The following is a 26223-nucleotide window of genomic DNA, read 5'->3' on the forward strand; positions in this document are numbered from 1 at the left end:
GCGACGATTTCCGGCTCCGCCCGGCGGGGCACCCACAGCGACCGATCAGAATTTCTGGAAGTGAAGCAGACATGGCCAAGCGAATCGACGTAAGCGGGCTCACCGCCTACTACGGCTCCCACAAGGCGATCGAAGACATCTCGATGACGGTCGAGCCCCGCTCGGTGACGGCCTTCATCGGCCCCTCCGGATGCGGCAAGTCGACATTCCTGCGCACCCTGAACCGTATGCACGAGGTCACCTCCGGCGGCCGGGTCGAGGGCAAGGTGCTGCTGGACGACGAGGACCTGTACGGCGCCGGGGTCGACCCGGTGTCCGTGCGCCGGGAGATCGGCATGGTCTTCCAGCGCCCGAACCCCTTCCCCACCATGTCGATCTTCGACAACGTGGCGGCGGGCCTGCGCCTGAACGGCAACTACAAGAAGAGCGAGCTTCAGGACATCGTCGAGCGGTCCCTGAAGGGCGCGAACCTCTGGAACGAGGTCAAGGACCGCCTCAACAAGCCCGGCTCGGGCCTGTCGGGCGGCCAGCAGCAGCGTCTGTGCATCGCGCGGGCGATCGCGGTGGAGCCCAAGGTCCTGCTGATGGACGAGCCCTGCTCGGCCCTGGACCCCATCTCGACCCTGGCGATCGAGGACCTGATCGGCGAGCTGAAGGAGCGCTTCACGATCGTCATCGTGACGCACAACATGCAGCAGGCCGCCCGCGTCTCCGACCGCACCGCCTTCTTCAACCTGGCGGCGGTCGGCCAGCCCGGCAAGCTCATAGAGATCGACGACACGGAGCGCATCTTCTCCAACCCGTCGGTCCAGGCCACGGAGGACTACATCTCGGGCCGCTTCGGCTGAGCCGGCGCCCGGCGATGTGAACCCCTCGCGGTGCTGCATGGCGGTGCCACCGCGAGGACGAAAAAGGGCCCGCCCCCCGGCTCCCGGGGGGCGGGCCCGTTTTTCACGGCCCGGTCTCGCCGCTCGGGTTGAAGACGTCCCGCCAGGAACTGCACGTGCCCTGGACGTCGTTGCCGTTGTCGCGGATGCAGACCTTGATGCTGACGTAGATGTCCTCGGCCAGCTGCTCGTTGGCGTACTCGCAGGTGGCAAAGCCCTTGCCGTTGTAGAGCGAGTGGACCACGCCGCTGCCGGTCTTCCAGTAGCCGACGACGCCGGCCGAGTCGCTCCAGTTGTCACAGACACGGAAGCGGTCGCCGTACGTCTCGAAGACGATGTGGCCGGCCGCCGTGGCGAATCCGTTGGACGCCACGGTGGACTTCGAGTACTCCCGGGCCGCGGCCGGGCTCGCCGCGAGGACGACGGACGCCGTCGCGGCGGCCGCCATCCCGGCGACATAGCCGAAACGCTTGCGGACAAGACTCATGTTTCCCCCATACGAGTGCTGGCTCGAACACTTGAATTCCGAACGGATGCACCCTACTAGGGAAGTGATCTACAGGAAGGCCAGATTGACGATCCAGAACGAGCACGCCGCGACGACGGCCGCCGCCGGCATCGTGATGAACCACCCCAGGACGATGTTCTTGGCCACGCCCCACCGCACGGCGTTCACCCGCTTCGTCGCGCCCACGCCCATGATCGCCGAGGTGATCACATGGGTCGTCGAGATCGGCGCCTTGAAGAGGAAGGCGGTGACGAACATGATCGACGCGCCGGTCGTCTCGGCCGCGAACCCCTGCGGCGGATCCAGCTCGATGATCTTCCGCCCCAGTGTCCGCATGATCCGCCACCCGCCGGCGTACGTCCCCAGCGACAGCATCACGGCGCACACGACCTTCACCCACACCGGGATGGGGTCGCCGTAGTCCTCGACATCGGCGATGACCAGCGCCATCACCACGATGCCCATCGTCTTCTGGGCGTCCTGCAGACCGTGCCCGAGCGCCATGCCCGCGGCCGAGACGGTCTGCGCGATACGGAATCCCCGCTTGGCCTTGTGCGGGTTGGCGCGCCGGAAGATCCACATGATCGCCGTCATCACCAGGTACCCGGCACACATCCCGACGATGGGCGACACGAACATCGGGATGACGATCTTCTCCAGCACCCCGTCCCAGTACACGGTCGTCCCGCCGGCCAGCGCCGCGCCCACCATGCCGCCGAACAGCGCGTGCGAGGAGGACGAGGGCAGGCCGAAGTACCAGGTGATCAGGTTCCAGGTGATCGCACCCACCAGCGCGGCGAAGAGGATGCCCATCCCCTTCGAGCCCTCCGGTGTCTGGATCAGGCCCTCACTGACGGTCTTGGCGACCCCGGAACCGAGGAACGCGCCGGCAAGGTTCATGACAGCGGCCATGGCCAGCGCGGCCCGCGGTGTCAGCGCCCGCGTCGACACGGAGGTGGCGATCGCGTTCGCCGAGTCGTGGAAGCCGTTGGTGTACGTGAAGAAGAGCGCGACCCCGATGGTCACGACCAGAGCAAAGGTGTCCATGGACGGGCCTCAGGACTCCTTGACCGCGATGGTCTCCACCGTGTTCGCCACGTGCTCGAACGCGTCTGCCGCTTCCTCCAGGACATCCACGATCTGCTTGAGCTTGAGCACCTCGATGGCGTCGTACTTGCCGTTGAAGAGGTGGGCCAGCAGCTTGCGGTGGATCTGGTCGGCCTGGTTCTCCAGCCGGTTGACCTCGATCCAGTACTCGGTGAGGTTCTCCATGGTCCGCAGGTGCGGCATGGCCTCCGCCGTGAGTTCGGCCGCCCGCGACAGCACCTCGATCTGCTGCTCGACGCCCTTGGGCAGTTCCTCGACGTTGTAGAGGACGACCAGGTCGACGGCCTCCTCCATGAAGTCCATGATGTCGTCGAGGGACGAGGCGAGGGAGTAGATGTCCTCGCGGTCGAACGGCGTGATGAACGAGGAGTTCAGCTGGTGGAAGATCGCATGCGTGGCATCGTCACCTGCGTGTTCCGCGGCCCGCATACGCTCGGCGATCTCGGCCCGGCCGGCGGTGTCCGCCCCGAGCAGTTCCATCAGGAGTTTCGAGCCCGTGACGATGTTGTCCGCGGATGCGGCGAACATGTCGTAGAAGCTCGTCTCCCGGGGGGTCAGACGAAATCGCACGTGTGGTCCTCAGGAAGCATCGGTTTCGGTCAGGCTGATGCTAGGCGCATCATCCGGCCACGGCTATCGGGCCGTCCTCCAGTGTCGCCCATCGGGCACAGTGGTCGGCACGGGGGCTGCCCAGTGGTCCAGTCCAGCGGCCGTTTCACGTCAACAGCCACAGGCCCCCTACCCAGGAAAGTTCGGTACGATATACCCAGTAGGGGTATATGAGCGGTTTACGTCTGGAGGACGCGATGACGACCACCGAGGCCGGCGCAGGTGCGCCCTCCGCCACCGACGGCACCGCGGGGACGGCCGTGACGAACACCACGGCCCCCTCGGACACCACGGCCGTCGTGACCGATCACGACCACGGCGTCCACGGCTACCACAAGCAGAAGGACGAGCACCTCAAGCGGCTGCGCCGCATCGAGGGCCAGATCCGCGGTCTGCAGCGGATGGTCGACGAGGACGTCTACTGCATCGACATACTCACGCAGGTGTCCGCGTCCACCAAGGCCCTGCAGTCCTTCGCCCTTCAACTGCTGGAGGAGCACCTGCGCCACTGCGTCGCCGACGCGGCCCTCAAGGGCGGTGCGGAGATCGACGCGAAGGTCGAGGAGGCGACGAAGGCGATCGGCCGCCTGCTGCGGACGTGAGGGGAACCGGGCGGTGTGAAGGGAACCGGCCCACGCCGGCTCAGCCGCCCGAGGCGTCCCGCTCCTCGGCCACGCGCAGCACCTCGTCGATGCTCTCCAGGCTGAGCCGGTCCTCGCGGGCCGCCGAGGCCGCGATGATCAGCTCTCCGCACAGCTCGATCTCGGCGAGGGCCACGTGGTCCTGAACTGCCGTACCGCCGACCGGAGCCACGTGCATCACCTCTTCTCTGCCGTTACCGACTTCCTAGAGTAGGGAGCGGCCTACACACCGCGCATGGCACGGACGGGCTAGTTCTTGACGCCCGTCACGCACGCATACGCCGACGCTCACTCCTCGGCGATCTGGCCGGCGTAGATGTCGTCGTCCTGCGGCAGCCGTACGTCGACGGGGGCTCCGAAGTCGTACAGCAGCGTCGTCGAGGCCACGGCCACGGCGCCCTCCTGCTGCCCGTTGACGAAGCTGAACCGGTGCCTGACCTTGCGGATCCGCCCGGCGTCGTCGACATAGACGTCGAACGGCACCTGATCCGTGGCGAACCCTTTCGCCGCCGCGGCCAGGGCCTCCTTGTTCCCCTCGGACGCCTTCCGGGCGGCGACGCCGAGGTCGGCGGTGCCCCGGTAGTGCCGCACAGCAGTACCGTCGACGTCCTCGTCGCCCACGTACTTCGCGGTCCGCGCCCCGCGCAGCACCTCGGCCGCGGCGAACGGATCGGTGGCGCCGCCGGTGACGAGGTTCCCGTCGGACAGCGACCGCGTGTCGACGCGCACCCACTTGTCGGCGGGCACGCCGGCGCCGCGGTTCTTCATGAACAGGGCCCCGGGAGCGAGCAGCTCCATGATCGGCCGACGGGCGGTCGCCCCGGCGGGATCCTGAGGCAGCAGTACCTTCAACCGCCCCACCCGCTCATGGAAGTCGTACACGCCCTCACCGCGGATGGTGACACGGGTGCCGCCGGTGGCCATCTCCATGGACGTACGGGCCTTGGAACTGCGGGCACCGACGAGCGCGTCGGCGGCGTCCCGCACGACCTCCAGGGCGTCGCTCCCACGCGAGTCGGCGGCCGCCCCGCTCTGCGCGCATCCACTGCCCGCCAGGCAGACGCACAGGACGCCGGCCGCGACGCCCGCCCCATGCCTCCGCCTGCGCTGCTGCCGCTCCGTCATCGCCGTCCTACCCCCAGCCGGTACGTCCGTCACGGGCCCCTTGTCGTTCCGGTTAACGACCGCTAGGTGCCCCCGTCACGCCGCCGGAGGCGTTGCCCTTACTTGCCTTGGGTAACGTTGCCGGTGTGGCGCAGCAGGACGGACCTTCGTCTCCCCCGACACCCCGCGACCCCCAGGAGCACCGCACGACGACAGTGGAGAAGGGCCGCTTCTGCTCGGCCCACTGCACCTGCGGCTGGCGGGGCCCGGCGAGACGCGCGCGGAGCCTGGCCCGATCCGACGCGGAAGGTCACGGCGGGGCCTGAGGACCCGGGGTGCCGCCCGAGGGATCCATGGAACCCCGGCCCTCCCCACCCCGTCTCGTTCCACGGAACCCCCCAGGAGGCGACATGGAACGGCGTACCTTCATCGGCGGCGGCGCGGCAGCGCTCACCGCCCTGGCGACCACCGCCTGCACCGGCGGTACGGGCACAGGCACCGAGTCGGCCACCCGCACGAACACCTCCATGCGCACCACCGCCTCCTCCCGCGGCCCCGCCGGCTGGAGCGCCCTCGCCCGGGACCTGGACGGCCCCCTCATACGCCCGGGCGACGCCGACTGGAAGCCGGCCCACCAGCTCTACAACACCCGCTTCGACTCCCTGAAGCCGGCCGCGGTCGCCTACGTCGCCCACCCCGACGACATCCGCACCACTCTCGCCTACGCCCGCGCCCACGACCTGCACGTGGCCATCCGCAACGGCGGCCACTCCTACGCGGGCTGGTCCTCCGGCACCAACCGCCTGATCATCGACGTCTCCAAGCTCAACCGCGTACGCGCCTCGGGCAGCACCGCGGTGATCGGCGCCGGCGCCAAACTCATCGACGTCTACCGCGCCCTCGCCGCCAAGGGCACCACCATCCCCGCCGGTTCCTGCCCCACCGTCGGCGTCTCCGGCCTCACCCTCGGCGGCGGCCACGGAGTGACCTCCCGCGCCTACGGCCTGACCTGCGACAGCCTCACCCAGGCCACACTGATCACGGCCGAGGGCAAGCAGCTCACCGCGAACGCCACCACCCACAAGGACCTGTTCTGGGCCCTGCGCGGCGCAGGCAACGGCAACTTCGGCGTCGTGACGGAACTGCGCTTCCGGACCCACCCCGCGCCCCAGGCCGTGACGGCGTACATGACCTGGCCCTGGTCGAAGGCGGCCAAGCTCATCAAGGCCTGGCAGGAGTGGGGTCCCACCCAGCCCGACGAGATCTGGTCCTCCCTGCACCTGGCGAACCGCGCGGGCGGCAGCCCCACCATCTCGGTCGCCGCGTTCTCCCTGGGAACCTACCGCGAGCTCCAGAACGCCGTGGACCGCCTGGCCGACCGCCCCGGCGGCCCCGGCCCCGCCACCAACGTCTCCCTCAGGCGCCGCTCGTACGAGGAGTCGATGGAGCTCTACGCAGGCTGCTCGTCCTTCGCGACGGACGCGCAGTGCCACCTCCCCGGCTCCACCCCGGGCCGGTCACCGCAGGGCGCGCTGGGCCGTGAGACGTACGCGGCGAAGTCGGACTTCTTCGACCGCTCCCTGACGTCGACCGGTATCCAGACCCTGATGAGGCAGGTCCAGTCGGTCCGGGGCGGCTCCGGCAGCATCGCCCTCACGGCCCTCGGCGGCGCCGTGAACCGCGTCTCCCCCACCGAGACGGCCTTCGTCCACCGCCGCTCCCGGATGCTGGCCCAGTACCTCGGCTCCTGGCGGGCCGGCACGTCGGGCTCCGCCTCGCAGGCCTGGCTGAAGTCGGCCCACGACGCGATGCGCCCGTACGCCTCGGGCGCCGCGTACCAGAACTACACCGACCCGGGTCTGAGGGACTGGCGCAAGGCGTACTACGGGGACGCGGCGGCGCGCCTGACGCAACTGAAGAAGCAGTACGACCCGCAGCGGTTCTTCACCTTCCCGCAGGCCCTGTAGCGGGTACCGGGCCGCCGGTACCGGGGCGCGAAACCCGCCGCTAGGCGGCCAGGTCCCGTTCCTCCGCCCCCGCGGTCTCCTTCCGGGCCCCGGGGATCACCGCGTCCTGTCCACCCACCCGCGACGCGCCCCGCGCCCTGATCAGCCACCCGCCCCGCGGAGAGCGCTCGATGGCGGACATCACCGGCGTCAGCAGGGCCATGGCCGGCGGCGAGAGCAGCAGCGCGACGGCCGTGCCGAGCGCGAACCCGCCCACGACGTCGGTCGGGTAGTGCACGCCCATGTAGACCCGGCAGAAGCCTTCGAGCAGCGCGAGCCCGATCCCGATCAGCCCGAACCTGCGGTTGGCGACGAACAGTCCGACCCCCAGGGCCATGGCGATCGTCGCGTGGTCGCTCACGAACGAGTAGTCGGTCTTGCCGGCCACCAGGACTTCAAGTCCTTGATGCGTGTTGAAAGGACGGGGCCGCTCGACGAAGCCCCTTATCGGGACGTTCACGAGCACCGCGACCCCCGCGGCCAGCGGCGCCCAGACCAGCGCGGCCACCGACGAGGCGGCGTCCTCCGCGCCCCGGCGCCGGACGGACCACCAGCACCACAGTCCCAGCATGATCAGGGCGAGCAGGATCCCGTACTCACCGACGTACTCCATGACCCGGTCGAACCAGCCCGGGGCGTCCTTGGCCAGGCCATTGATGTCGTAAAGCAGCTCGACGTCGGGGTTCGACCCGGATTCTGCGAGTCCAGCCATGATGCTGCGGCCCCTTCATCTTCTCTCCGGCGCATCCTGCGTACGCCGTTCCGCCACCCCCGTGGTTGTAGATCCGGCTACGACACCAGGAACGCACGGCTCCTGTTGATACGTTCCACACTCCACTGAATGATCACGCAGACGTTATCGAAGAGAGACCCATCGCCGCAGTTCAGGGGGGCGGTTCACATTCCGTCTACACGGTCGTGGGGAGCGCTTTCGCGCCATCTTCGGTGACCCGGGTGGCCCCGAAGTAGTCGGGGGTGTCGATCGGGTCGAACCGGATCACAGCACCTGTTCTCGGCGCGTCGATCATGTACCCGCCACCGACATAAATCCCCACATGCCGGATGGCCCGGGAGTTGGTGAGGTCGTCCGAGAAGAACACCAGATCCCCGGGCAGCAACTCGTCCCGGTCCGGGTGCGGCCCCGCGTTCCACTGGTCGTTGGCAACCCGCGGCAACGTGATCCCGACACTCTCGTACGCGGCCTTGGTCAACCCCGAACAGTCGAACCGCCCACCGTCCTCAGCAGTACCGTCACCGCCCCAGAGGTAGAGCGTGCCGAGCTTCTTCTGGGCGTAGTAGATGGCACCGGCGGCTTGCTTGGAGGGGTCGACGCGGGTCGTCGGCGCGGCGAAGCTCGCCTCCAGGGTCGTGATCGTCTTGACGTAGTTTTGGGTCTCCTTGTACGGCGGCACTCCCCCGTACTTGATGACCGCGTACGCCCCCGCGTTGTACGACGCGAGCATGTTCTTGGTCGGGTCGCCGGGCACGTCCTTCACGTACGAGGCGAGCGTGCAGTCGTACTTCGCGGCCGACGGAATCGCGTCATTCGGGTCCCAGACGTCGCGGTCGCCGTCCCCGTCGCCGTCGATCCCGTGCGTGGCCCAGGTCCCGGGGATGAACTGCGCGATGCCCTGCGCCGCCGCCGGGCTCTTGGCGTTCGGGTTGAAGCCGCTCTCCTGGTACAACTGGGCCGCGAGCAGCGCCGGGTTGATGGCGGGGCACAGATTGCCCCACTTGCGCACGAGGTCCGCGTAGGCGGCCGGCACGGCCCCCTTGGCCAGCGCCTTGGCCGCTCCGCCCACGGAGCCCGCGAGGTTTCCCGCGACGACGTAGACCCCGACGACGAGCAGCATCACGAAGCTGAGCCCCGCCGCGACAGCGGCACCCGCCACGATCCATGCCTTACGCACCGTCAACCGCCCCTCGCCCGCCGGGAGTCCCGCCCGCGCCAGTCTAGGAGTTTCCCACCCGGAAGCCGGTGCAACCGATGCTCTCGTAGTCGGAGGGCCCGCCCTTGACGTGGTAGAGGACCGCCGTCCAGTCACCCGGGTCGTTGGCGACGGGGATCGGCGGGTACGTCTTCCCGTTCGGGAAATGGCTCCGGAAGTCGTCGGGGTACGTCAGCTCGATGTAACCGCCGGCCTTCCAGTGCGTGTAGATGTCGACGGGCTTGCTCGTGTAGCCGATGCTCTTGCTCTCCGTCATCACCTCGTAGGGCCTGCCCGTGTCGGCGTCGATGTCGTGCGGCGGCTTCACCCCCACCGAGACGTAGTACGGCTCCGGCTTCTTGGTGCCGAGTTCCGCGTACTTGAACCGGAAGGCGATCTTCGCCCGTTCCGACACGGTCGGTGACTCGGGGTCGTCGGCGTCGCCCACGCTGTACTGGATCTCCTTGGGCGGAGGGACGGCACCGACCTGTGTGCACTCGCCGACACCGTAGGCCGCTTCGTCGGGCTCGTCGGACAGGGTCCAGTAGTCCCGGGAGATGCGGTCGTCGACGATGTACCCCGCCACCTTGCGGGGCGAGGCGCCGGTGGACGCGGAAGCCGTCGGCGTCTTGTCACCGCCCCGCCCCTCCTCGGAGCCGTTCCCTCCGTCATCGAGCGCTCGCAAGGCCACCGCGGAGGCCGAGCCCACCACCAGCGCGACCGCGAGGGCCACGACCCAGGGGGTACGGCGGGATCTGGGCGGCCGCGGTACGGCGGTCGGCGCGGAGGGCGTGAGCGTCGGCACGTACCCGGGGCGCGCCGTCGGCACGTATCCCGGCCCGGCGGTCGGCTGATACGCCGGTGGTGTCGGCGCCCCGTGCCCTGGTGGCACCAGCCCTGCCGCCACCGCCGCCTCCAGGTCTTGGGGCACGGCTTCGGCTTCGCTGGTGAGCCGCGCGTAGAACGGATCCTCGGCGAGCGCGGACGACACGGCACAGCGTGCGATGACCGCGTCGAGTCCCGGCCGCGCGTCCGGCTCCTTCGCCACGCACTCCCGTATCAGCGCGGCAAGTTCCTGCTCCACCCCGTCGAGGTCGATCTCCTCGTGCACCACCCGGTACGACACCGCATGGGTCGGACCGGAACCGAACGGCGGCCGCCCCGTCGCGGCATACGCGAGCGTCGCCCCCAGCGCGAACACGTCGGCCGCCGCACCGACCTGATTGCTGATCAGGACCTCGGGCGCGGTGTAGCCCGGGGTGCCCGGCGCCAGTCCGGTCTGCGTGAGGGCCGTGTCGGCCGCGCCACGGGCGATGCCGAAGTCGATGAGCAGCGGCCCCTGCGGAGACAGGATGACGTTCTGCGGTTTGAGGTCCCGGTGGGTCACGCCGTACCCGTGCACACTCGCCAGGGCTTCGGCCAGTGCCGCGAACAGCCGCCGCGCGCTGTCCGCCGGCAACGCCCCCCGCTTGCCCACCGCCCCACCCAACGTCGGCCCCGACACATACTCCGTGGCCAGCCAGTAGGGCGCGGCGTCCAGTGACGCGTCGATCAGGTTGGCGGTGTACGCGCTGCGCACGGCCCGCACGGTCTCGACCTCCCGCCGGAACCGCGCCAGCGCCTCCGGATGGTCGGTGATCTCGTCCCGGATCACCTTGATCGCAACCAGCCGCCCACCCGGCGACCGAGCCAGGTAGACCTGTCCCATACCGCCCGCCCCGAGCCGCGCGAGCAGCGTGTACGCGCCTATGTGCGCGGGATCCCGATCTTTCAGTGCGTCCACGGACCGACCTTGCCACAGAGACGAGTTCAGCGCAGGCACGCCCTGCGGATCACGGATCCCGCACCGCCCGCCGGTACAGCGCCGCCGCCTCCGCCCCCAGCACCACGCTGTACGACACGTCGGCCGTGGACCCACCCCCTTGATGTCCCCCGAGCACGCCGACGACCCGCCCGCCCCCGTCGACCCACGGACTGCCGCTGGTCCCCCCGCTGAACCCCGGACACGCGAGGCGCTGCTGCGTACGACCGCGCGGACTCGGCCTGTCGGCGCAGCTGACCGGCGCCTCGCGGGCATCCGGGTAACCGGTGACGGTCACGGCCTCGGCCCCGGTCGCCGCACCCGTGACGAACCGGTTCCCTCCGACGACGTCCTCGACGCCCTTCCCGTCCCGCTCCCCGAGCACGGCGAACGCCACGTCACTGTCCTCGTCCCGTCCCTCGGTCCACCGCCGCGGCAGGAACCACCTCCTGACGCTCCACACCCCGTACGGCGCCCGGCCGCCCCGGTACCCGGGCACGAAGACCAGCGCGCCGGTCCTTCCGTCGAGGCAGTGGGCGGCGGTGACGACGAGGGAGTGGTGCGGGCTGTGGACGACGGATGCCGTGCAGAAGTGGCCGCCGAGCAGCCGGTCGCGCCGTCCGCCCGCGAACAGCGCGCCGACCCGCGCGCTCCGCGCCGTCGCCACCGTGAGGGTGCTCACCCCGAACGGACCGCCGCCGGTGTCACCGGCCGCGGCGGAGGCCGGGGTGCAGACGAGCAGAAGGCAGGCGGCGTACCGGCAGAGGCGGGAGGCGAGGGGGCGGGAGGGCTGCTTCATCGGGGGCCACTGTGGCGGACGAAGGTGAGAGAAGCGTCAGATCGCCGGCCGGGCGGGCGATCCACGGTCCGGGCGGGGAGTACGTGGCGGCGTCCCGGACCGATGATTCACGCCGTCAGTTCCCTCTGGTGCGGCCCGCCGGGGAGGAGGTCGTGGCGGGTGTACCACTCGGTGGCGAGGATCCGTTCGCGGACCGCCGCGGGAAAGCCGGCGAGCAGGCCCGGTGCGGCTCCCCGCTCGACCTCGCTGCGATGCGCCAGGACGGCGGCCCACAACGGCACCTTGGCGTCGGCGTAGCCGAGCATCCGCGGCTCCCCGGCACCGAGTACGCGCAGTGCCTGGGCGAGTTCGGCACCGCGCCGGGTGCCCGGGGTCCACGTCGCCGTCACGACCGCCGTACGGGCGCCCGCGGCGGCATGGCGGGCGAGCACTCCACCCGAGAACAGGGACTCGTCGTCCGGGTGGGCGAACACGGCGAGCAGGCTCGGAACCGGCACCCGCGGCACGGGCGGTCACCTCCGCGTTCGGCATACCCATGATGACGAAAACCCAGGCACGAGGTCGTCCGCCCCTGCAGACTGCGCCTCGACCGAACAACTGACCGAAGCACGAACGATGTTCAGGGGAATCGAACATGAGACGAACCAGTCGCGCCCTGGCCATGACGGCACTGGCGGTCTGCGGACTGACCGGCCTCGGGGCGGCACCCGCCGCCGCGTCGGCCGATGCGCTGCTGCCGCACCCCGGGCCGGACGGCCTGGTGTGGGTGGAGGAGAGGACGGGGGACGGGGGTGTCGTGTCGGGGGGCGCCTGGGAGGGGCTGCCCACCGTGCTCACCGTGGCCTGTGAGGGCGGCGGCAGCGTGCGCGTGACGATGGAGTCGCGGGACACGCAGGTCGCCGCGTTCTCGGTCGACTGCCCGGCCGGGGAGGCCGGCGTGGGCTCGGTGACCATGGCCCCCGGCGTGGTCCCTTCCGGCTCGTTCTCCGTGGCCGTCGACGCCTCCTCGGACGGCATCCGGTGGGCCCTGACCGTGACCCAGCCGGAGTCCTGACCCGACGAACACCTGAGAAACGACGAGCGAAACGCCTGCCGCCTGCCCGATTGCGGGCAGGATCGGTAGCTGTACCCCGCCCTCCGCCCTAGGGTGAGCACTCATGATCGCCATGGACACCTTGGGGGCGTTCTCTCTGATGGTGGGTCTGCTCACCCTCACGCCCGGCCTGGACACCGCACTCGTCCTGCGCACCGCCGCACTCGGTCGGCGCCGACGCGCCTGGGGCGTCGTCCTCGGCATCCAGAGCGGCACCCTCGCCTGGGGCGTGCTCACCTCATTGGGCGTCACCGCCCTGCTGACCGCGTCCCACCTCGCCTACGCGATCCTCCGCTGGGCCGGGGCCGCGTACCTGGTGTGGCTGGGCGGCAGGATGCTGTGGTCCACCTGGCGCCGCTCGGCGGACCACCCGAGCACGACCCGGGACGCGGCCGGCGGCCCCGGCCCCGGCCCCGGGGCGGACCCCAGCGGCACCCGGCTCGACGACTCCCTGCTCGGCGGCTGGCGCCAGGGAACCGCGACGAACCTGCTCAACCCGAAGATGGGTGCCTTCTACGTGGCGGTGCTCCCGCAGTTCATCCCGGCCGACGCCCCGCACCTCGCCGCCGGTGTGCTCCTGACCGGCGTACACGTCGTACTCGCCGTCATCTGGGCCTGCGCACTGATCGCCGTCGCCCACACCCTGCGCGACCTCCTCGGGCGGCCCGCCGCGCGCCGCCGCCTCGACCGCCTCACCGGCTCGGTCATCGCCGCTTTCGGCGTCCGGCTGGCGTTCGGGGACTGAGCGGGCCGGCCTGGACCACCAGGCCCACCACCAGCACGGCCGTCCCCGCCCCGACCACCACCGCCCCGACCGCCACCGCCACAACCGCGCCCTCGACCAAGGCCGACGGCCGTCTGCACGGCGCCCACCGCGATCAGCCCGTCCCTGGCAACCGGCTCACCGAAACGAAAGGACAGCGCCCCTCCATGCACCCCACCCCCCGCCCGCGCCCCCTCCCCGCCGCCCCCCAAGCCGTCGTCTTCGACTGCGACGGCCTCCTGGTCGACACCGAACGCTGCTGGACGGTCGCGGAACGGGCCCTCTTCGCCGCGCACGGCCATCCCTTCGGGCCCGAACAGAAGGCCCTGCTCATCGGCCGTACCGTGGAGGCCGCGGCAGCGGCCATGGCGGAGTACTTCGGGCGGCCGGGAGCCGGCCCCGAGCTCGCCGCCGAACTCCTCGACGGGGTCCGCGTGGAGCTGGCCCGGGGGGCCGCCGCCCTCCCCGGGGCCGCGGAGTTGGTGCGGGCCTGCCGGGCGGCCGTACCGATCGCCGTCGCCAGCAACAGCCCTCGCGAACTGCTCGACACCGCACTGGAATCGGCCGGTCTCGCCCCGTACTTCGAGCACTCGTTCGCCGCTGACGAGGTCCGCTCACCCAAGCCCGCGCCCGACCTCTACCGCACCGCCTGCGAGGCGCTCGGCGCGGCACCGGAGCACTCCGTGGCCTTCGAGGACTCGGCCACGGGCATCTGCGCGGCGCGCGCCGCCGGGCTCTACGTGGCGGTCGTACCGTCCCTCCCCGGTGCCGGCCTCGACCACGACTGGCTGGGCGCCACCCTGGACACACCCGAACTGTCGGCCTGGGCCGCACGACTGGCGCGACCCGACGCTCGCCGAACCGCCTAGTCAGCGCTCAGCGGCAGCCGGGGCCGGCCGCACCCCCTCCGAGGGCCAGCTCACCCCCGTCAGCTCCTCCGACACCGTCCACAGCCGCCGCGCCACCGCCGCGTCACTGGCCGCCCTGGTCCGCCCCACCAGCGTCGGCGCACCCCGCATCTCGGCGAACCCGTCGGGACCGACGTAGCTCGCGCCGGGCAGTTCCTGCGTGGCGGCGTACAGCGTCGGCAGCGCGCCCGCCCTGTCGTCCTGGGCGAAGAACCTGTTGCCGAGCTTCATGAGCCCCCGCATCACCGGGTTCCCGGCATGGCTCTGGAGGTTGGTGGCGGCGTAACCGGGGTGTGCCGCGACAGCGCGCACCGGGGAGCCGGTCTCCGTCAGGCGGCGCTGGAGTTCCAGCGTGAAGAGGAGGTTCGCCAGCTTCGACTGGGCGTAGGCGCGCTGCGGGTCGTAGCCGGAGGTGAAGTCGAGGTCCTCGAAGCGGATCCGCGCACCGAACCAGCGGTGGGCACCGGACGAGACCGTCACCACCCGGTCGGTGACGTACGGCAGCAGCAGGTTCGTCAGCGCGAAGTGGCCGAGGTGGTTCGTGCCGAACTGCATCTCGAAGCCGTCCGCCGTCCGCTGCCGCGGCAGCATCATCACGCCCGCGTTGTTGATCAGCAGGTCCAGCGGCCGCCCCTGCCAGCCGTCCGCGAACTCCCGCACCGACGACAGATCCGCCAGGTCCAGCCGCCGCACCTCCGTGCTGCCGTGCACCTTCGCCGCGGCCACCCGCCCTCGCTCCAGGTCCCGGACGGCCAGCACGACGTGGGCGCCCGCACGGGCCAGCGCGTCCGAGGCCGTGAGCCCGATGCCGCTGTTGGCGCCGGTGACGACGGCCGTGCGGCCGGTGAGGTCGGGGAGGCGGGTCGCGTCCCATGCCTTGTCGTTCTTCTTCATGTGGTCAGCCATACCTCGAATGTAGGCGTTGCCAACAATGCTGTCAATGACAACAATGGTGGCGACGCCAACAATGATGGCGCCGACAACATCAAGCTACGATGGTGCGCATGCACGAGAGCCGCCCCTATCACCACGGAGACCTGCGCGCCGCCCTGCTCACCGCCGCGGAACGCACCCTGCGTGACAAGGGCGTCGCCTCCCTCTCCCTGCGCGAACTGGCCCGCGACGTCGGTGTCAGCCACGCCGCCCCGGGCCGGCACTTCAAGGACAAACAGGCCCTGCTCAACGCACTGGCCCTGGCCGGGTACGAACGGCTGGCCCAGGCCCTGAGCGCCGCCGACGACCCCGCGCTCCCACTGGAACCGCGCCTCACCGCCCTGGCCCGGGTCTACCTCGGCTTCGCCGTCGACAACACCGAGCTCCTGGAGCTCATGTACGCGCGCAAGCACGACCCCGGCGCCTCCGAGCAGATGGCGGCCGCCGTCGACCGCACGGTCGGCAGCCTCGAACGCGTCCTCGCGGACGCCCAGAAGCGCGGCGAGATCATCGACGGCGACCCCGAGGAACTCAACCTCGTCACCGGCGCCGCCCTCCACGGAGTGTCCGCCTTCATCACCGCCGGCTGGCTGACCCCGGAAGCGGCCCTGGCGGGCGTCGAGGGCCTGGTCCACCACCTGCTGCACGGCTTGAAGCCCCGCTGACCCGCAGACCGCGGGGGACACCCACCCGCCGCCCCTCCCCTGCCGCCTGACCCCCCATCACCACCTCCCCCCTCCCCTCCACGACGCCCACACCCCGGCACGGCCCGTACGCCACCCCGGGATAGCCTTCACCCGCAGAACACGGGCACGACCACTCACCCGACCGGCCGTCAGAAACGGCCCCCGGGGTGAAGAGGGGTAACGACGGAACCACACGCCAGGTTCCGCTCAGGCCTCATTGCCCGGCGTGACCTGCCGTGATACACAGAGTGACCGTACGAGGTATTCGTACGAATCCCGCCCATCAATGACGCCAAGTCGACATACGACGGCGACAATGTCGGCGAGAATGAGGCCTGACCTCTGCGCAGCGCAGGGGAACTGCGGAACTACCCAACAGGGGCGGTGACTTACATGCTCTTTGCGGCCGATAAGGGCGACATCAACACCATCATCGGCGGGATCGCTCCGGACTGGGGTCCCTTCGGCAGCCTGGGCAACGAGGCGAAGGTGATGATCGAGGTCGTGATGGCGGTGGCCATCCTGATCTGCCTCGGCATCGCCATCTGGGGCGCGGCCAAACAGCGCATCGGCGCCACGGCGCTGCGCGACACGTTCAGCGCCGAGCAGGGCAAGGGTCTGATCATCGCCGGGCTGACGGGCGTCTTCATCATCGGCTCACTGGGCACGCTGTTCACCATCGTGTACGGCATGGCCGTATAGCCGCCCGTCCAGCTCCCCGCTCCTCGATCCCTCCGTCCGCTCCGGGCACGCCCGGTCTCCCCAGTCCCCCACCCACCCGTCGTGCCCAACCGGCTGAGGTTGCGTTTCCCTGATGTCGAGTCACCACACCGCGCCCACGCGGGAACCAGCACGGCTACCGTCGTACTCCTACGTGTATTCATCCGACGCCGAGGGGGCGTACGCGGCATGAGTCTCGGAGACGAACGGGAGTCCTCCGGCGGCTACGGAGGCACCGGTCAGACCAGGACACGGCTGCCGGAGAGCAGCACCGACGTGTACGGGGGCGCGCGGCGGGGCGGCCGCGCGTCCTCGCGGAGCCTGGTCACCGTGGTGGGTGTGGTGGTCCTCCTCATCGCGGCGATCGCCTTCGCGAACCGTGGAGGCGACGACTCCGCTCAGGGCACGGGGGACGAGAACCAGCCGAATTCCTCAGCGACGGCAGCCAGCGGCTCCAAGCCGGTGGAGGGGAAGGCCGGGGGGATTCCGGCGGGGTTCGCTCGGGATGCGCAAGGAGCGCAGAGCGCAGCGTCAAACTACGCAGTCGCGCTGGGCTCGGCCGACATGTTCGACAAGGCCAGGCGCGACGCCATCCTGCAGACCATCATCGCTCCCTCCCGGATCCCCGAGTTCGAGACGACACTGGATCAGGCCTACACCGCCTCGTTCAACAAGAACGTGGGCCTGAACGAGGATGGCACGACGCCAGCGGGCTACACCTTCGTCTCGCGTACGAGCCCGATCGGCACCAAGATCACCGAGTCAACCGCCAACAGCGCAACCGTCGAGGTCTGGTGCAGTGGCCTCCTCGGCCTCGCCGGGGAGAACTCGACGAACCCTGTCACGAACAGTTGGTTCACCATCACCATGAAGCTCGAATGGACCGATGGCGGCTGGAAGATCGTGACGCACTCGCAGAAGGACGGCCCTACCCCCGTGCCAGGCGATGAAAGGGCCTCCAGTGCCGACGAGATGGCAAAGGCCGTCGAGGAGTACGGAGGGTTCACGTATGCCCGCTAACCGCCGCGCTCTCCACCTGGCTGCTGTCTTCACAGCCGTACAGACCACAGCCGTCCTCACGGCCACGCGTGCCTTCGCGGCGCCCACACCCTCGCCCACGCCGTCGGGAAGCAACAACCCCTGTGATCTGATCCACGGCCCCGCCAAGGACTACTGCGAAAAAGACAACGGCGGCTCCAACCGCTCCGGCGGCACCCCCTCCCTCACCGACCCCACCTCCACCCTCGACCCCCTCTCCTCCCTCGCCAAGGGCTGTGCCGACGCCGCCGCATGGACGGTCAACCAGCTCAGTGACGCCGTGAAGGAGACCGCGAACGTCGACTTCACGAACACCAAGTTCCTCCAGCAGTACGCCGTCGTCTTCGCGGCATCGACGATCCTCACGCTCCTGCTGTGGCTGCTGGCCGTGGCCAAGCGAGCCGTGAGAGGCGTCCCCCTCACCACCGCCATCAGCGAAGCGATCGGCTTCCTGTGGCTCACGGTGCTGGCGTCCGCCTTCACGCCCCTGATCCTCTACACCGTCGTATCGGCGACCGACGGCATCACCGACGTCCTCGCGAAAACCACGGGCGACCAGACGGACACGTTCTTCGGCACCTTCTCCGGTGCCCTGGACAAGGGCGAGGACATCGGCGGCGGCCCGATCATGCTGATCGTCGTCTCCCTGGTCAGCATCCTCGCCGCCGGCGTCCTGTGGCTGGAGCTCGTCATCCGCGCCGCACTGCTCTACGTCGGCGCCCTCCTCGGCACCGTCGTCTACGCGGGACTGGTCGACAAGAACCTGTGGGGCCACGTCCGCCGCTGGGCGGGCATCATGATCGCCGTCATCCTCGTGAAGCCGGTCATCGTCATCGTCCTCGGCCTCGCCGGCGCCCTGTCCGCCGACGACGGCCCGAACGCCTTCTCCGCCGTCGTCTCCGGCCTCGCCATCATCCTGCTGGCCATCTTCGCCAGCGCGATGATCTACCGCTTCGTCCCCGGCTTCGGCGACGAACTCGCCGGCTCCCGCAACAACCGCATCATGCGCGGCGCCGAAGGCAAGGCCGCCGCCGTCATCAGCTCCCCGGCGACCCTCGTCGCCCAGGGCATCAAGGCCCACAGCACCCGCGCGGACAGCAACGCCGGCGGAGCACGCCCCTCCAACCCCGCCTCCGGCGGGGTCGCCGCGCACAGCTCGCGCTCCTCGAACGGGGGCGGCGGATCTGTCCCCTCCGCCGCACCCGCACCCCGTTCGAGCAGCACGGTGAACACCCCTCACGCCAGCAACACCCGCAACAGCAATCGTTCAGGAGGTGACGGGCGTTGACGACCGAGTCCCATGTGTCCCATCCGGTCACGCCCCGCCGTACCTATCTCATCGGCCGCGCCCGGCCGAACGCGATCGTCGGCCGCAACCGCGAGACCGGCGAGATCGCGCTGATCATCGCGGGCGCGTTCCTCGGCATGATGTGCGGCCTCCTCGTCCCCGTCCTGTCCGCACGCATCGTGCTGCTCATGGGCTTCCCGATGCTCGCGCTGGCCGCGGTCTACGTGCCGTACAAGCAGCGGACCTTCTACAAGTGGTTCGAGATCAACCGCAGCTACAAGCGCACCCTGCGCCAGGGCACGACCTACCGCTCCGGCGCCATCGAGGCCGGCACCCACATCGACGGCCGCGAGGTCGAGGTCGGCCCGCCCCCGGGTATCGGCCGCATCACATGGCTCGCCGCGCCGTTCGGGCCGGACGAGATCGCCGTACTGCTGCACGCCGACCGCCGCACGGTGACGGCCGCGATCGAGATCGAGGGGCCCGGCGTCGGCCTGCGGGACTCCGAGGACCAGGAGGCCCTCGTCGACCGCTTCGGCACCCTGCTGAAGCATGTCGCCAACGGCGACGGCTTCGTCACCCGCCTGCAGATGCTCGCCCGCACCCTCCCCGCCGACCCCGACGCCCACGCCAAGGACGTCGCCGTACGCGGCGACGACCGTTCCCCGGGCTGGCTGCAGCAGTCGTACGACCAACTGCAGTCCATGGTGTCGACGAGCAGCGAGCAGCACCGCGCGTACCTCGTCGCCTGCATGCACTTCACCCGCGAACTGTCCGCCGAGGCCCTGGCGATGGCCCGGGCCGCCCGCACACACGGCGGGAAGATCGACCGGGACGCCGGTCTCGCGGTCGTCATGGCCCGCGAGCTCACCGACATCTGCTCGCGCCTGCAGGAAGCCGACATCCGGGTCCGCCAGCCGCTCGGGCAGGGCCGCCTCGCCTCCCTCATCCACTCCATGTACGACCCGGACCACCCGATCGACCACATCCAGGCGATGACGAAGCGCAACGCCTGGCCGGCCGAGCTGGACGCCATGGAGCCGACGTTCCTCCAGGCGAAGACGCGGGAGTCCTCCACACGCGCCCCCTGGTGCCACGCCACGGCCTGGGTGAAGGAGTGGCCGATGACCCCGGTCGGCGTCAACTTCCTGGCGCCGCTGCTCGTCCACACCCCGGACGTCATCCGCACGGTCGCCGTCACGATGGACCTCGAACCCACCGAGGTCGCCATCGAGCGCATGCTGACCGAGAAGACCAACGACGAGGCGGAGGCGAGCCGCGCCGCCAAGATGAACCGCACCGTGGACCCGCGCGACGTCGCCGCCCACAACCGTCTCGACCAGCGCGGGGAGGACCTCGCGAGCGGCGCCGCCGGAGTGAACCTGGTCGGCTACATCACCGTCTCCTCCCGTAGCCCCGAGGCGCTGGCCCGCGACAAGCGGACCATCCGGGCGTCGGCCGGAAAGTCGTATCTGAAGCTGGAATGGTGCGACCGCGAGCACCACCGGGCATTCGTCAACACGCTCCCCTTCGCCACCGGCATTCGGAGGTAGGACCTGATGCGGGACCCGCTGTCCGTCCTCACCGACGCCTTCACGTCCTTCCTCTTCGGGAAGGTCGAGACGACCCGGCCGCCGGTGCGCACGTCGACGGGCCAGGCCCAGGCGGTCTACCTCCCGACCGCCGCCCCCGGCCTCGGCGACTCGGGCGTCATCATCGGCCGCGAGGTGTACTCCGGGAAGGGCTACATCTACGACCCCTTCCAGCTGTACGGCCAGCAGCTCCCCGCCCCGCACTGGCTGGTCCTCGGCGAGTCCGGCAACGGCAAGTCGGCCCTGGAGAAGACCTACGTCCTACGGCAGCTGCGCTTCCGCGACCGCCAGGTCGTCGTCCTCGACGCCCAGGGCGAGGACGGTGTCGGCGAGTGGAACCTCATCGCGCAGGAGCTGGGGATAACGCCGATCCGGCTCGACCCGATGGCCGCCCTGGACCACGGCATCCGCCTCAACCCCCTCGACCCGTCGATCACGACCACGGGCCAGCTGGCGCTGCTCCGCACGATCATCGAGGTCGCGATGGGCCACGGCCTCGACGAGCGCTCCGGCTTCGCGCTGAAGGTCGCGCACGCCTACGTCAACGAGACGATCGTCGAACGCCAGCCGGTCCTGACCGACATCGTCGAGCAGCTACGGCACCCCGAGCCGGAGTCCGCTGAGGCGATGAACGTCGCCATAGACGACGTACGGGCGTGGGGCCTGGACGTGGCACTTGTGCTGGACCGCCTGGTCGACGGTGACCTGAGGGGCATGTTCGACGGCCCCACGACGGTCGGCATCGACCTGGACGCGCCCCTCATTGTGTTCGATTTGTCCCACATCGACCGCAACTCCATCGCGATGCCGATCCTGATGGCGATCGTCGGCGTATGGCTGGAGCACACCTGGATCCGCCCCGACCGGAAGAAGCGCATCTTCCTGGTCGAGGAGGCCTGGCACATCATCAACAGCCCCTTCGTGGCCCAGCTGTTCCAGCGTCTGCTCAAGTTCGGCCGACGGCTCGGCCTGTCCTTCGTCGCGGTCGTCCACCACCTCTCGGACGTCGTGGACGGCGCGGCGGCGAAGGAGGCGGCGGCGATCCTGAAGATGGCGTCGACCAGGACGATCTACGCCCAGAAGGCGGACGAGGCGAGGGCGACGGGCCGCGTACTGGGCCTGCCGCGCTGGGCGGTGGAGATCATCCCCTCCCTCACGCCCGGCATCGCCGTCTGGGACGTCAACGGCAACGTCCAGGTCGTCAAACACCTGGTCACCGAGACCGAACGCCCCCTGGTCTTCACCGACCGCGCGATGACCGAGTCGTCGAGCGACCACCTGGCCGACGACGCGCTGCGCGCCGCCGAGCTGGAGGCGGAGGAACGGGCGGCGGCCTTCGTGGAGCAGCACCTCGGCGACTCCGAATCGACGGTGGCGTAAGGAGAAGCGTTGAGACCGGACGACCGCCGCGCACACCGGGACGGCAGGAACCACCGGGAGGCCCAGGGAGGCATCCCCGACGGCCTGTTGATCGGCCTGCTCGCCTTCCTCCTGGGCATGACCGTGCTGGTCTGGTCGGCGACGGGCCTGGCGGCCTGGTTCGCGCACGGCTCGTGGCCGACCGGCGTCACCTTCGCCCGCACCCCGCTGGCCATGCGCCACCTGATCGAGCAGCCCCACGACATCCCGGGCGCCTGGCCGGACGCGCCGGCGAACCAGTTCTCGGGATACGGGCTCTTCTGGGGCCTGTTCATAGGCCAGCTGATGATCCTGATCGTCCTCACGGTGTTCGTGCTGGGGACGGTGGCCCGCTGGCGAGCCGTCAGGGCGGCGCGGCGGGCGGGGAAGACGGGGGTCGAGGGGGAGCCGGACCCTGCCGGGCCGTCCTCCCCGGCCCTCGTCAAAGCCGACGTCCCGGCCCCGAGAACGGAGCCGCAGCCGCAGCCCACACAGGCGCACCCGTCACCGGTGTACCCGACGCAGGAGCACCAGTCGCCGATGCACCCGTCACCGATGCACCCGTCACCGGCACCGCACCCCGATTCCGGCAGGCCGACCACGACGACCGAACGCACAGCGCCCGGCGAGGGCACGGACGCGGGCGCAGGCACGGGCGCAGGCACGGTGGCGTTGACCGAGACGTACAGCCCGTCGCCCGTCGAACAGCACGCCGGATGGGAGAAGATCCTGGTGGCCCCCAGGGAGAGCCGCCAGGCAACCGCGGCCCAGGCGGTCCACGACGCGGCGGGCCCCACCCTCGTGGTCACCTCGAACGCGGCCCTGTGGGAACAGACCAAGGACGCCCGCTCCAAGCTCGGCCCGGTGCACCTCTACGATCCCACGCACCTGTGCGACACCCCGGGCCGCCTCCACTGGTCCCCCGTCGCGGGCTGCGAGGACAAGCGGACAGCGGCCTCCCGAGCATCCGCGCTCCTGACCCCGGTCCGCCCCACCTCCCGCCTCGACCAGGCGGTCAGCGACACCGCCGAGACGCTCCTGCGCAGCTACCTGCACGCCGCGGCCATCGACGGGCGCACGATGCGCCACGTCCACCGCTGGTCCCAGGGCACCCAGGTCCAGGACGCCGTACGCACCCTCCGGACGAACCCGAAGGCCGCGCCGGGCGCCGCGGGCGAACTCGAAGCCGCCCTCACGGCCCACCCCGAACGCCGGGACATGGCCCATGAACTGACCGGCAGAGCCCTCTCGGCCCTCCTCACGGTCAACATCCGCGAGGCCTGCACTCCAAACCGAACTGATGCCCTCGCCTTGGATTCCTTCGTTCACGAAGCGGGCACGCTTTATGTGGTAGGTGAATCCATTGAGGACCCCAGGAGCAACCCCGGCGCGATGCCCCTGCTGACGGCCCTCGTCTCGAACGTGGTCGAGCGCGGCCGGCGCATGGCCGAACGGTCATCCTCCGGTCGCCTCGACCCACCACTGACGCTCGTCCTGGACGACGTCGCCGCCGTGGCTCCGCTTCCCCAGCTCCCGGAGCTGCTGGCAACCGGAGCGGACCGGGGCATGCCGACCCTGGCCCTGCTCCGGTCCCGGGAACAGGCCCGTTCCCGTTGGCCGCACGACGAACTCCCGGTGTGACCGGAGGCGTTACGCCCGCCCCCGCGCCGGCCCCCGAGCCGGCCGGTCAGGGCCGCTCAAGGACGAACTCCACCTCGGTCTCCCCCGGAGCCGCGGCGAGCGGCACGCTCACGCCGCTCGGCACGAACCCCACCTTGCGGTAGAACCGCTGGGCCCGTCCGTTCTCCTCGTGCACGATCAACCGCACCCGCTCGGCGCCCCGCGACCACGCCCACTCCAGCCCGGCGTCGAAGAGCACATCGGTCAACCCGCTCCCCCGCTCCTCCGGCCGTACGAACACAGCGACGACATGCCCCTGCTTCCGCTCCACCTCGAACCCGGCCCAGTCGGTCGTCCCCGGCTCCTCCATCAGCACGGTCAACGTCCCGACCCACACCCCGTCCGGCCGCTCCGCGATGATCATCTGCGCCTGGTCGGCCCCCTCACAGGCACGGGCGGCCCGCTCCTGCCAGAACGAGTCGGGCCGGGCCACAGCGGCCTCGTACGTCTCCAGGAAGGCCAGCGGAGCGATCGGGTCCCGCAGCGCGGCCAGCCTCAACTCCTTGGCGGCAGGCCACTCGTCGGCACGGATCGACCGGATGACGTAGGCGCCGGGACTCAGGGTGCTCATGACGGCCACCGTAGTACCCGGGTACGACATCGCTCACCTGGAATAGTGCCCACGGTCCTGTCCCCGCAGGTACGGCACCGCGCACCATGGACGACGTGACGGAAGAGCAGGCCAGGCAAGAGCGAGCCACGGAACCCCTCACCCTGCACGTCCAACGCATCAGCCGACGGGTACGCGCCTTCGACCTCCGCCACCCCCTCGTCTGGGACCTGCAGCTCACCGGCCTCTGGGTGACGGCGGCCCTGATCGACTACTACGGCGGCGGCTGGCTCAACGTGGCCCGCGACCACGACAACCCCGGCTGGCTGGTCCTCCTCCTCAGCCTCGGTCTCTCCGTCCCCCTCCTCGAACGCCGGTCGCACCCGCGGGCCGTACTCCTCGTCATGGCCCCGTTCGCCCTGGTGAACGCCTGGACGGGCATCGCCCTCCAGGCGTTCCTGCTCCAGCTCCTCGTCGTCTTCCACATCGCCCTGCGCCGCCGTACGCGCAACCTGTGGTGGGCGACGGCCCTGATCACCGCCCCCATGGCGGTGCTGGCGGCCCGCCACCCCCAGGGAAGCCCCGACAAGGACATCGTCCCCGTACTGATGTCGGTCGCCGTGGCAGCCGCCGTCGGCATCACCGTCCGCACCCGCCGCGACCACACCGAGGCCCTGGAGGACCGCGCCCGCCGCCTGGAGATCGAACGCGACCAGCAGGCCCAGCTCGCCGCCGCGGCCGAACGCGCGCGCATCGCCCGCGAGATGCACGACATCATCGGCCACAACCTGTCCGTCATCACCGGCCTGGCCGACGGCGGCCAGTACGCCGCCGCCAAGTCCCCCGAGCGCGCCGCCCAGGCTCTGCACGCCATCGCCACCACCAGCCGCCAGGCCCTCGGCGAACTACGCCGCCTCCTCGACGTCCTGCGCGACGAGGACGACCCCACCGCACCCCACCCCGAACTGGCCCCCCAGCCCACCCTCACCGACCTGGACCAGCTCCTCGACCGCGTACGCGCCGCCGGCCTCCCCGTCCGCATCACCGTCCACGGCACCCCGAGCCTCCCCGCGGGCCGCCAGCTCACCGTCTACCGCGTCATCCAGGAAGCCCTGACCAACACCCTCAAACACGCCGGCCCCGGCACGACGGCAGAGATCTCACTCTCCTACGAGGAGAAGGGCGCCGTCACCGCCACCGTGACCGACACCGGCAGCGCCGGCGGCCCCACCGGTCCCTGCGACACCACGGGTGGCCGCGGCCTCCCCGGAATGCGCGAGCGAACGGCCCTGTACGGCGGCACACTTGAGGCCGGCCCACGCCCCCGGCCCGAACGGGGCTGGCGCGTCCACCTGCGTCTCCCGGAGGAAACCCCGCAGTGACCACCGTCCTCATCACCGACGACCAGCCTCTCCAGCGCTTCGGCTTCCGCATGCTTCTGGAGAGCCAGGACGACATGACGGTGCTCGGCGAGGCGTCCAACGGCAGCGAGGCGATCCGCATGACCGCGGAACTCCACCCCGACGTCGTCCTGATGGACGTCCGCATGCCCGGCCTGGACGGCATCGAGGCCACCCGCCGCATCACCGCCGCCGGCGACCGCACCCGGGTCCTGATCCTCACGACCTTCGACCTCGACGAGTACGCCTACGCCGGCCTTCGCGCGGGCGCCTCCGGCTTCCTCGTCAAGGACGCCCAGCCGGAGGAGCTCCTCTCCGGCATCCGCGCCGTGGCGACAGGCGACGCGGTGGTCGCCCCCAGCCTGACCCGCCGCCTGCTGGACGCCTACGTCCACCACCTGCCGGCACAGACCACAGCCGACGGCACCACCATGCCCCTCGACGCACGCCTCACCGCTCTCACCGACCGCGAGCTCGAAATCCTCACGGTGGTCGGCAAGGGCTGGACGAACACGGAGATAGCGGGACGCCTCCACCTGGCCGAGTCCACGGTGAAAACCCACGTGGGCCGCATCCTCGCCAAGACGGGCTCCCGAGACAGAATCCAGGCGGTGATTCTGGCGTACGACACCGGACTGGTACAGCCGTCCTGAAACGCGAAAAGGCCCACACCATAAAGGTGTGGGCCTTTTCTTAAAATTTGTTCGGCGGTGTCCTACTCTCCCACAGGGTCCCCCCTGCAGTACCATCGGCGCTGTAAGGCTTAGCTTCCGGGTTCGGAATG

The 26223-nt window shown here is 70.4% G+C and carries 28 protein-coding genes and 1 rRNA gene; 16 read left to right on the top strand and 13 right to left on the bottom strand.

The features are described 5' to 3' along the window. The first annotated feature begins 71 nt into the window (after positions 1-71). The gene (gene pstB, locus ACWCPI_RS37215; protein WP_451042387.1) at positions 72-848 is read left to right on the top strand and encodes a phosphate ABC transporter ATP-binding protein PstB; all 777 of its coding nucleotides are present in this window, start codon (positions 72-74) and stop codon (positions 846-848) included. Between the two features lie 103 nt (positions 849-951). Here the strand turns inward: pstB and ACWCPI_RS37220 are convergent, their stop codons facing one another. The 3 genes from ACWCPI_RS37220 to ACWCPI_RS37230 form a co-directional block, all read right to left on the bottom strand. Then, positions 952-1374 (bottom strand): hypothetical protein, encoded by a 423-nt coding sequence (locus tag ACWCPI_RS37220; RefSeq protein ID WP_451042388.1) that lies wholly within the window; start codon positions 1372-1374, stop codon positions 952-954. A gap of 69 nt (positions 1375-1443) precedes the next feature. Continuing rightward, positions 1444-2442, bottom strand: coding sequence for an anion permease (locus ACWCPI_RS37225; RefSeq protein WP_451042389.1), 999 nt, complete (start codon positions 2440-2442; stop codon positions 1444-1446). Positions 2443-2451: 9 nt separating this feature from the next. Further along, positions 2452-3072, bottom strand: a complete 621-nt coding sequence (locus ACWCPI_RS37230; RefSeq protein WP_451042390.1) for a DUF47 domain-containing protein — start codon at positions 3070-3072, stop codon at positions 2452-2454. Between the two features lie 236 nt (positions 3073-3308). On the opposite strand from ACWCPI_RS37230, the gene ACWCPI_RS37235 reads away from it, so the two are divergent. Beyond that, positions 3309-3713: a metal-sensitive transcriptional regulator gene (locus tag ACWCPI_RS37235; RefSeq protein ID WP_451042409.1), complete on the top strand. Its 405-nt coding sequence runs from the start codon at positions 3309-3311 to the stop codon at positions 3711-3713. Between the two features lie 40 nt (positions 3714-3753). Here ACWCPI_RS37235 and ACWCPI_RS37240 read toward each other — a convergent pair whose 3' ends face one another. Continuing rightward, positions 3754-3930 carry a hypothetical protein gene (locus ACWCPI_RS37240; protein ID WP_019754303.1) on the bottom strand — a complete coding sequence of 59 codons (177 nt, stop codon included), beginning with the start codon at positions 3928-3930 and terminating at the stop codon, positions 3754-3756. 110 nt (positions 3931-4040) lie between these two features. Beyond that, the gene (locus ACWCPI_RS37245) at positions 4041-4877 is read right to left on the bottom strand and encodes a hypothetical protein (RefSeq protein ID WP_451042391.1); all 837 of its coding nucleotides are present in this window, start codon (positions 4875-4877) and stop codon (positions 4041-4043) included. A 125-nt stretch (positions 4878-5002) separates the two neighbouring features. Between ACWCPI_RS37245 and ACWCPI_RS37250 the strand changes: the two genes are divergently transcribed. Next, on the top strand, positions 5003-5182 hold the full coding sequence (locus ACWCPI_RS37250) for a hypothetical protein (RefSeq protein ID WP_451042392.1): 180 nt from the start codon (positions 5003-5005) through the stop codon (positions 5180-5182). Between the two features lie 84 nt (positions 5183-5266). Beyond that, the gene (locus ACWCPI_RS37255) at positions 5267-6823 is read left to right on the top strand and encodes an FAD-binding oxidoreductase (RefSeq protein WP_451042393.1); all 1557 of its coding nucleotides are present in this window, start codon (positions 5267-5269) and stop codon (positions 6821-6823) included. A 40-nt stretch (positions 6824-6863) separates the two neighbouring features. Here ACWCPI_RS37255 and ACWCPI_RS37260 read toward each other — a convergent pair whose 3' ends face one another. From ACWCPI_RS37260 to ACWCPI_RS37280, 5 genes are all read right to left on the bottom strand, one after another. Beyond that, positions 6864-7574: a phosphatase PAP2 family protein gene (locus ACWCPI_RS37260; RefSeq protein WP_451042394.1), complete on the bottom strand. Its 711-nt coding sequence runs from the start codon at positions 7572-7574 to the stop codon at positions 6864-6866. A 196-nt stretch (positions 7575-7770) separates the two neighbouring features. Continuing rightward, positions 7771-8715, bottom strand: coding sequence for a C40 family peptidase (locus tag ACWCPI_RS37265; RefSeq protein ID WP_451042410.1), 945 nt, complete (start codon positions 8713-8715; stop codon positions 7771-7773). Between the two features lie 100 nt (positions 8716-8815). After that, a complete protein-coding gene (locus ACWCPI_RS37270) occupies positions 8816-10573 on the bottom strand; it encodes a serine/threonine protein kinase (RefSeq protein ID WP_451042395.1) in 1758 nt (585 codons plus the stop codon). 49 nt (positions 10574-10622) lie between these two features. Next, positions 10623-11390, bottom strand: a complete 768-nt coding sequence (locus tag ACWCPI_RS37275) for a trypsin-like peptidase domain-containing protein (protein WP_451042396.1) — start codon at positions 11388-11390, stop codon at positions 10623-10625. Between the two features lie 107 nt (positions 11391-11497). Beyond that, entirely contained in the window at positions 11498-11887 is a 390-nt protein-coding gene (locus ACWCPI_RS37280) for a PIG-L deacetylase family protein (protein ID WP_451042411.1), read from the bottom strand. 137 nt (positions 11888-12024) lie between these two features. Here ACWCPI_RS37280 and ACWCPI_RS37285 point away from each other — a divergent pair, with 137 nt between their 5' ends. The 3 genes from ACWCPI_RS37285 to ACWCPI_RS37295 all read left to right on the top strand — a co-directional run bounded on the left by ACWCPI_RS37285 (position 12025) and on the right by ACWCPI_RS37295 (position 14115). Next, the gene (locus ACWCPI_RS37285; protein ID WP_451042397.1) at positions 12025-12444 is read left to right on the top strand and encodes a hypothetical protein; all 420 of its coding nucleotides are present in this window, start codon (positions 12025-12027) and stop codon (positions 12442-12444) included. A gap of 103 nt (positions 12445-12547) precedes the next feature. Then, positions 12548-13228 carry a LysE family translocator gene (locus ACWCPI_RS37290; RefSeq protein WP_451042398.1) on the top strand — a complete coding sequence of 227 codons (681 nt, stop codon included), beginning with the start codon at positions 12548-12550 and terminating at the stop codon, positions 13226-13228. Between the two features lie 185 nt (positions 13229-13413). Then, positions 13414-14115: an HAD family hydrolase gene (locus tag ACWCPI_RS37295; protein ID WP_451042399.1), complete on the top strand. Its 702-nt coding sequence runs from the start codon at positions 13414-13416 to the stop codon at positions 14113-14115. Here the strand turns inward: ACWCPI_RS37295 and ACWCPI_RS37300 are convergent, their stop codons facing one another. Next, positions 14116-15060 (bottom strand): oxidoreductase, encoded by a 945-nt coding sequence (locus tag ACWCPI_RS37300; protein WP_451042400.1) that lies wholly within the window; start codon positions 15058-15060, stop codon positions 14116-14118. 89 nt (positions 15061-15149) lie between these two features. Here ACWCPI_RS37300 and ACWCPI_RS37305 point away from each other — a divergent pair, with 89 nt between their 5' ends. The 7 genes from ACWCPI_RS37305 to ACWCPI_RS37335 all read left to right on the top strand — a co-directional run bounded on the left by ACWCPI_RS37305 (position 15150) and on the right by ACWCPI_RS37335 (position 23450). After that, complete coding sequence (locus ACWCPI_RS37305; RefSeq protein ID WP_451042401.1) at positions 15150-15752, top strand: TetR/AcrR family transcriptional regulator; 603 nt, start codon at positions 15150-15152, stop codon at positions 15750-15752. A gap of 414 nt (positions 15753-16166) precedes the next feature. Continuing rightward, positions 16167-16475 carry a hypothetical protein gene (locus tag ACWCPI_RS37310; protein WP_004000049.1) on the top strand — a complete coding sequence of 103 codons (309 nt, stop codon included), beginning with the start codon at positions 16167-16169 and terminating at the stop codon, positions 16473-16475. A gap of 207 nt (positions 16476-16682) precedes the next feature. Continuing rightward, positions 16683-17513: a hypothetical protein gene (locus ACWCPI_RS37315; RefSeq protein WP_451042402.1), complete on the top strand. Its 831-nt coding sequence runs from the start codon at positions 16683-16685 to the stop codon at positions 17511-17513. Next, on the top strand, positions 17503-18819 hold the full coding sequence (locus tag ACWCPI_RS37320) for a hypothetical protein (protein ID WP_451042403.1): 1317 nt from the start codon (positions 17503-17505) through the stop codon (positions 18817-18819). The genes ACWCPI_RS37315 and ACWCPI_RS37320 overlap by 11 nt, the downstream gene beginning before the upstream one ends. Then, positions 18816-20372 (top strand): SCO6880 family protein, encoded by a 1557-nt coding sequence (locus ACWCPI_RS37325; protein ID WP_388807304.1) that lies wholly within the window; start codon positions 18816-18818, stop codon positions 20370-20372. Before ACWCPI_RS37320 ends, ACWCPI_RS37325 begins: the two co-directional genes overlap by 4 nt. A 6-nt stretch (positions 20373-20378) precedes the next feature. Then, on the top strand, positions 20379-21791 hold the full coding sequence (locus ACWCPI_RS37330; RefSeq protein WP_451042404.1) for an ATP-binding protein: 1413 nt from the start codon (positions 20379-20381) through the stop codon (positions 21789-21791). A gap of 9 nt (positions 21792-21800) precedes the next feature. Next, positions 21801-23450: a TraM recognition domain-containing protein gene (locus tag ACWCPI_RS37335; protein WP_451042405.1), complete on the top strand. Its 1650-nt coding sequence runs from the start codon at positions 21801-21803 to the stop codon at positions 23448-23450. A gap of 46 nt (positions 23451-23496) precedes the next feature. Here the strand turns inward: ACWCPI_RS37335 and ACWCPI_RS37340 are convergent, their stop codons facing one another. Beyond that, positions 23497-24060, bottom strand: a complete 564-nt coding sequence (locus ACWCPI_RS37340) for a GNAT family N-acetyltransferase (protein ID WP_451042406.1) — start codon at positions 24058-24060, stop codon at positions 23497-23499. An 86-nt stretch (positions 24061-24146) separates the two neighbouring features. Here ACWCPI_RS37340 and ACWCPI_RS37345 point away from each other — a divergent pair, with 86 nt between their 5' ends. Further along, the gene (locus tag ACWCPI_RS37345) at positions 24147-25421 is read left to right on the top strand and encodes a sensor histidine kinase (protein ID WP_451042407.1); all 1275 of its coding nucleotides are present in this window, start codon (positions 24147-24149) and stop codon (positions 25419-25421) included. Beyond that, positions 25418-26092, top strand: coding sequence for a response regulator (locus ACWCPI_RS37350; RefSeq protein ID WP_451042408.1), 675 nt, complete (start codon positions 25418-25420; stop codon positions 26090-26092). The genes ACWCPI_RS37345 and ACWCPI_RS37350 overlap by 4 nt, the downstream gene beginning before the upstream one ends. A gap of 49 nt (positions 26093-26141) precedes the next feature. Here ACWCPI_RS37350 and rrf read toward each other — a convergent pair. Continuing rightward, positions 26142-26223 (bottom strand): 5S ribosomal RNA (rrf, locus tag ACWCPI_RS37355); the annotation flags it as partial.

Source organism: Streptomyces sp. NPDC001920 (genome assembly GCF_053594495.1).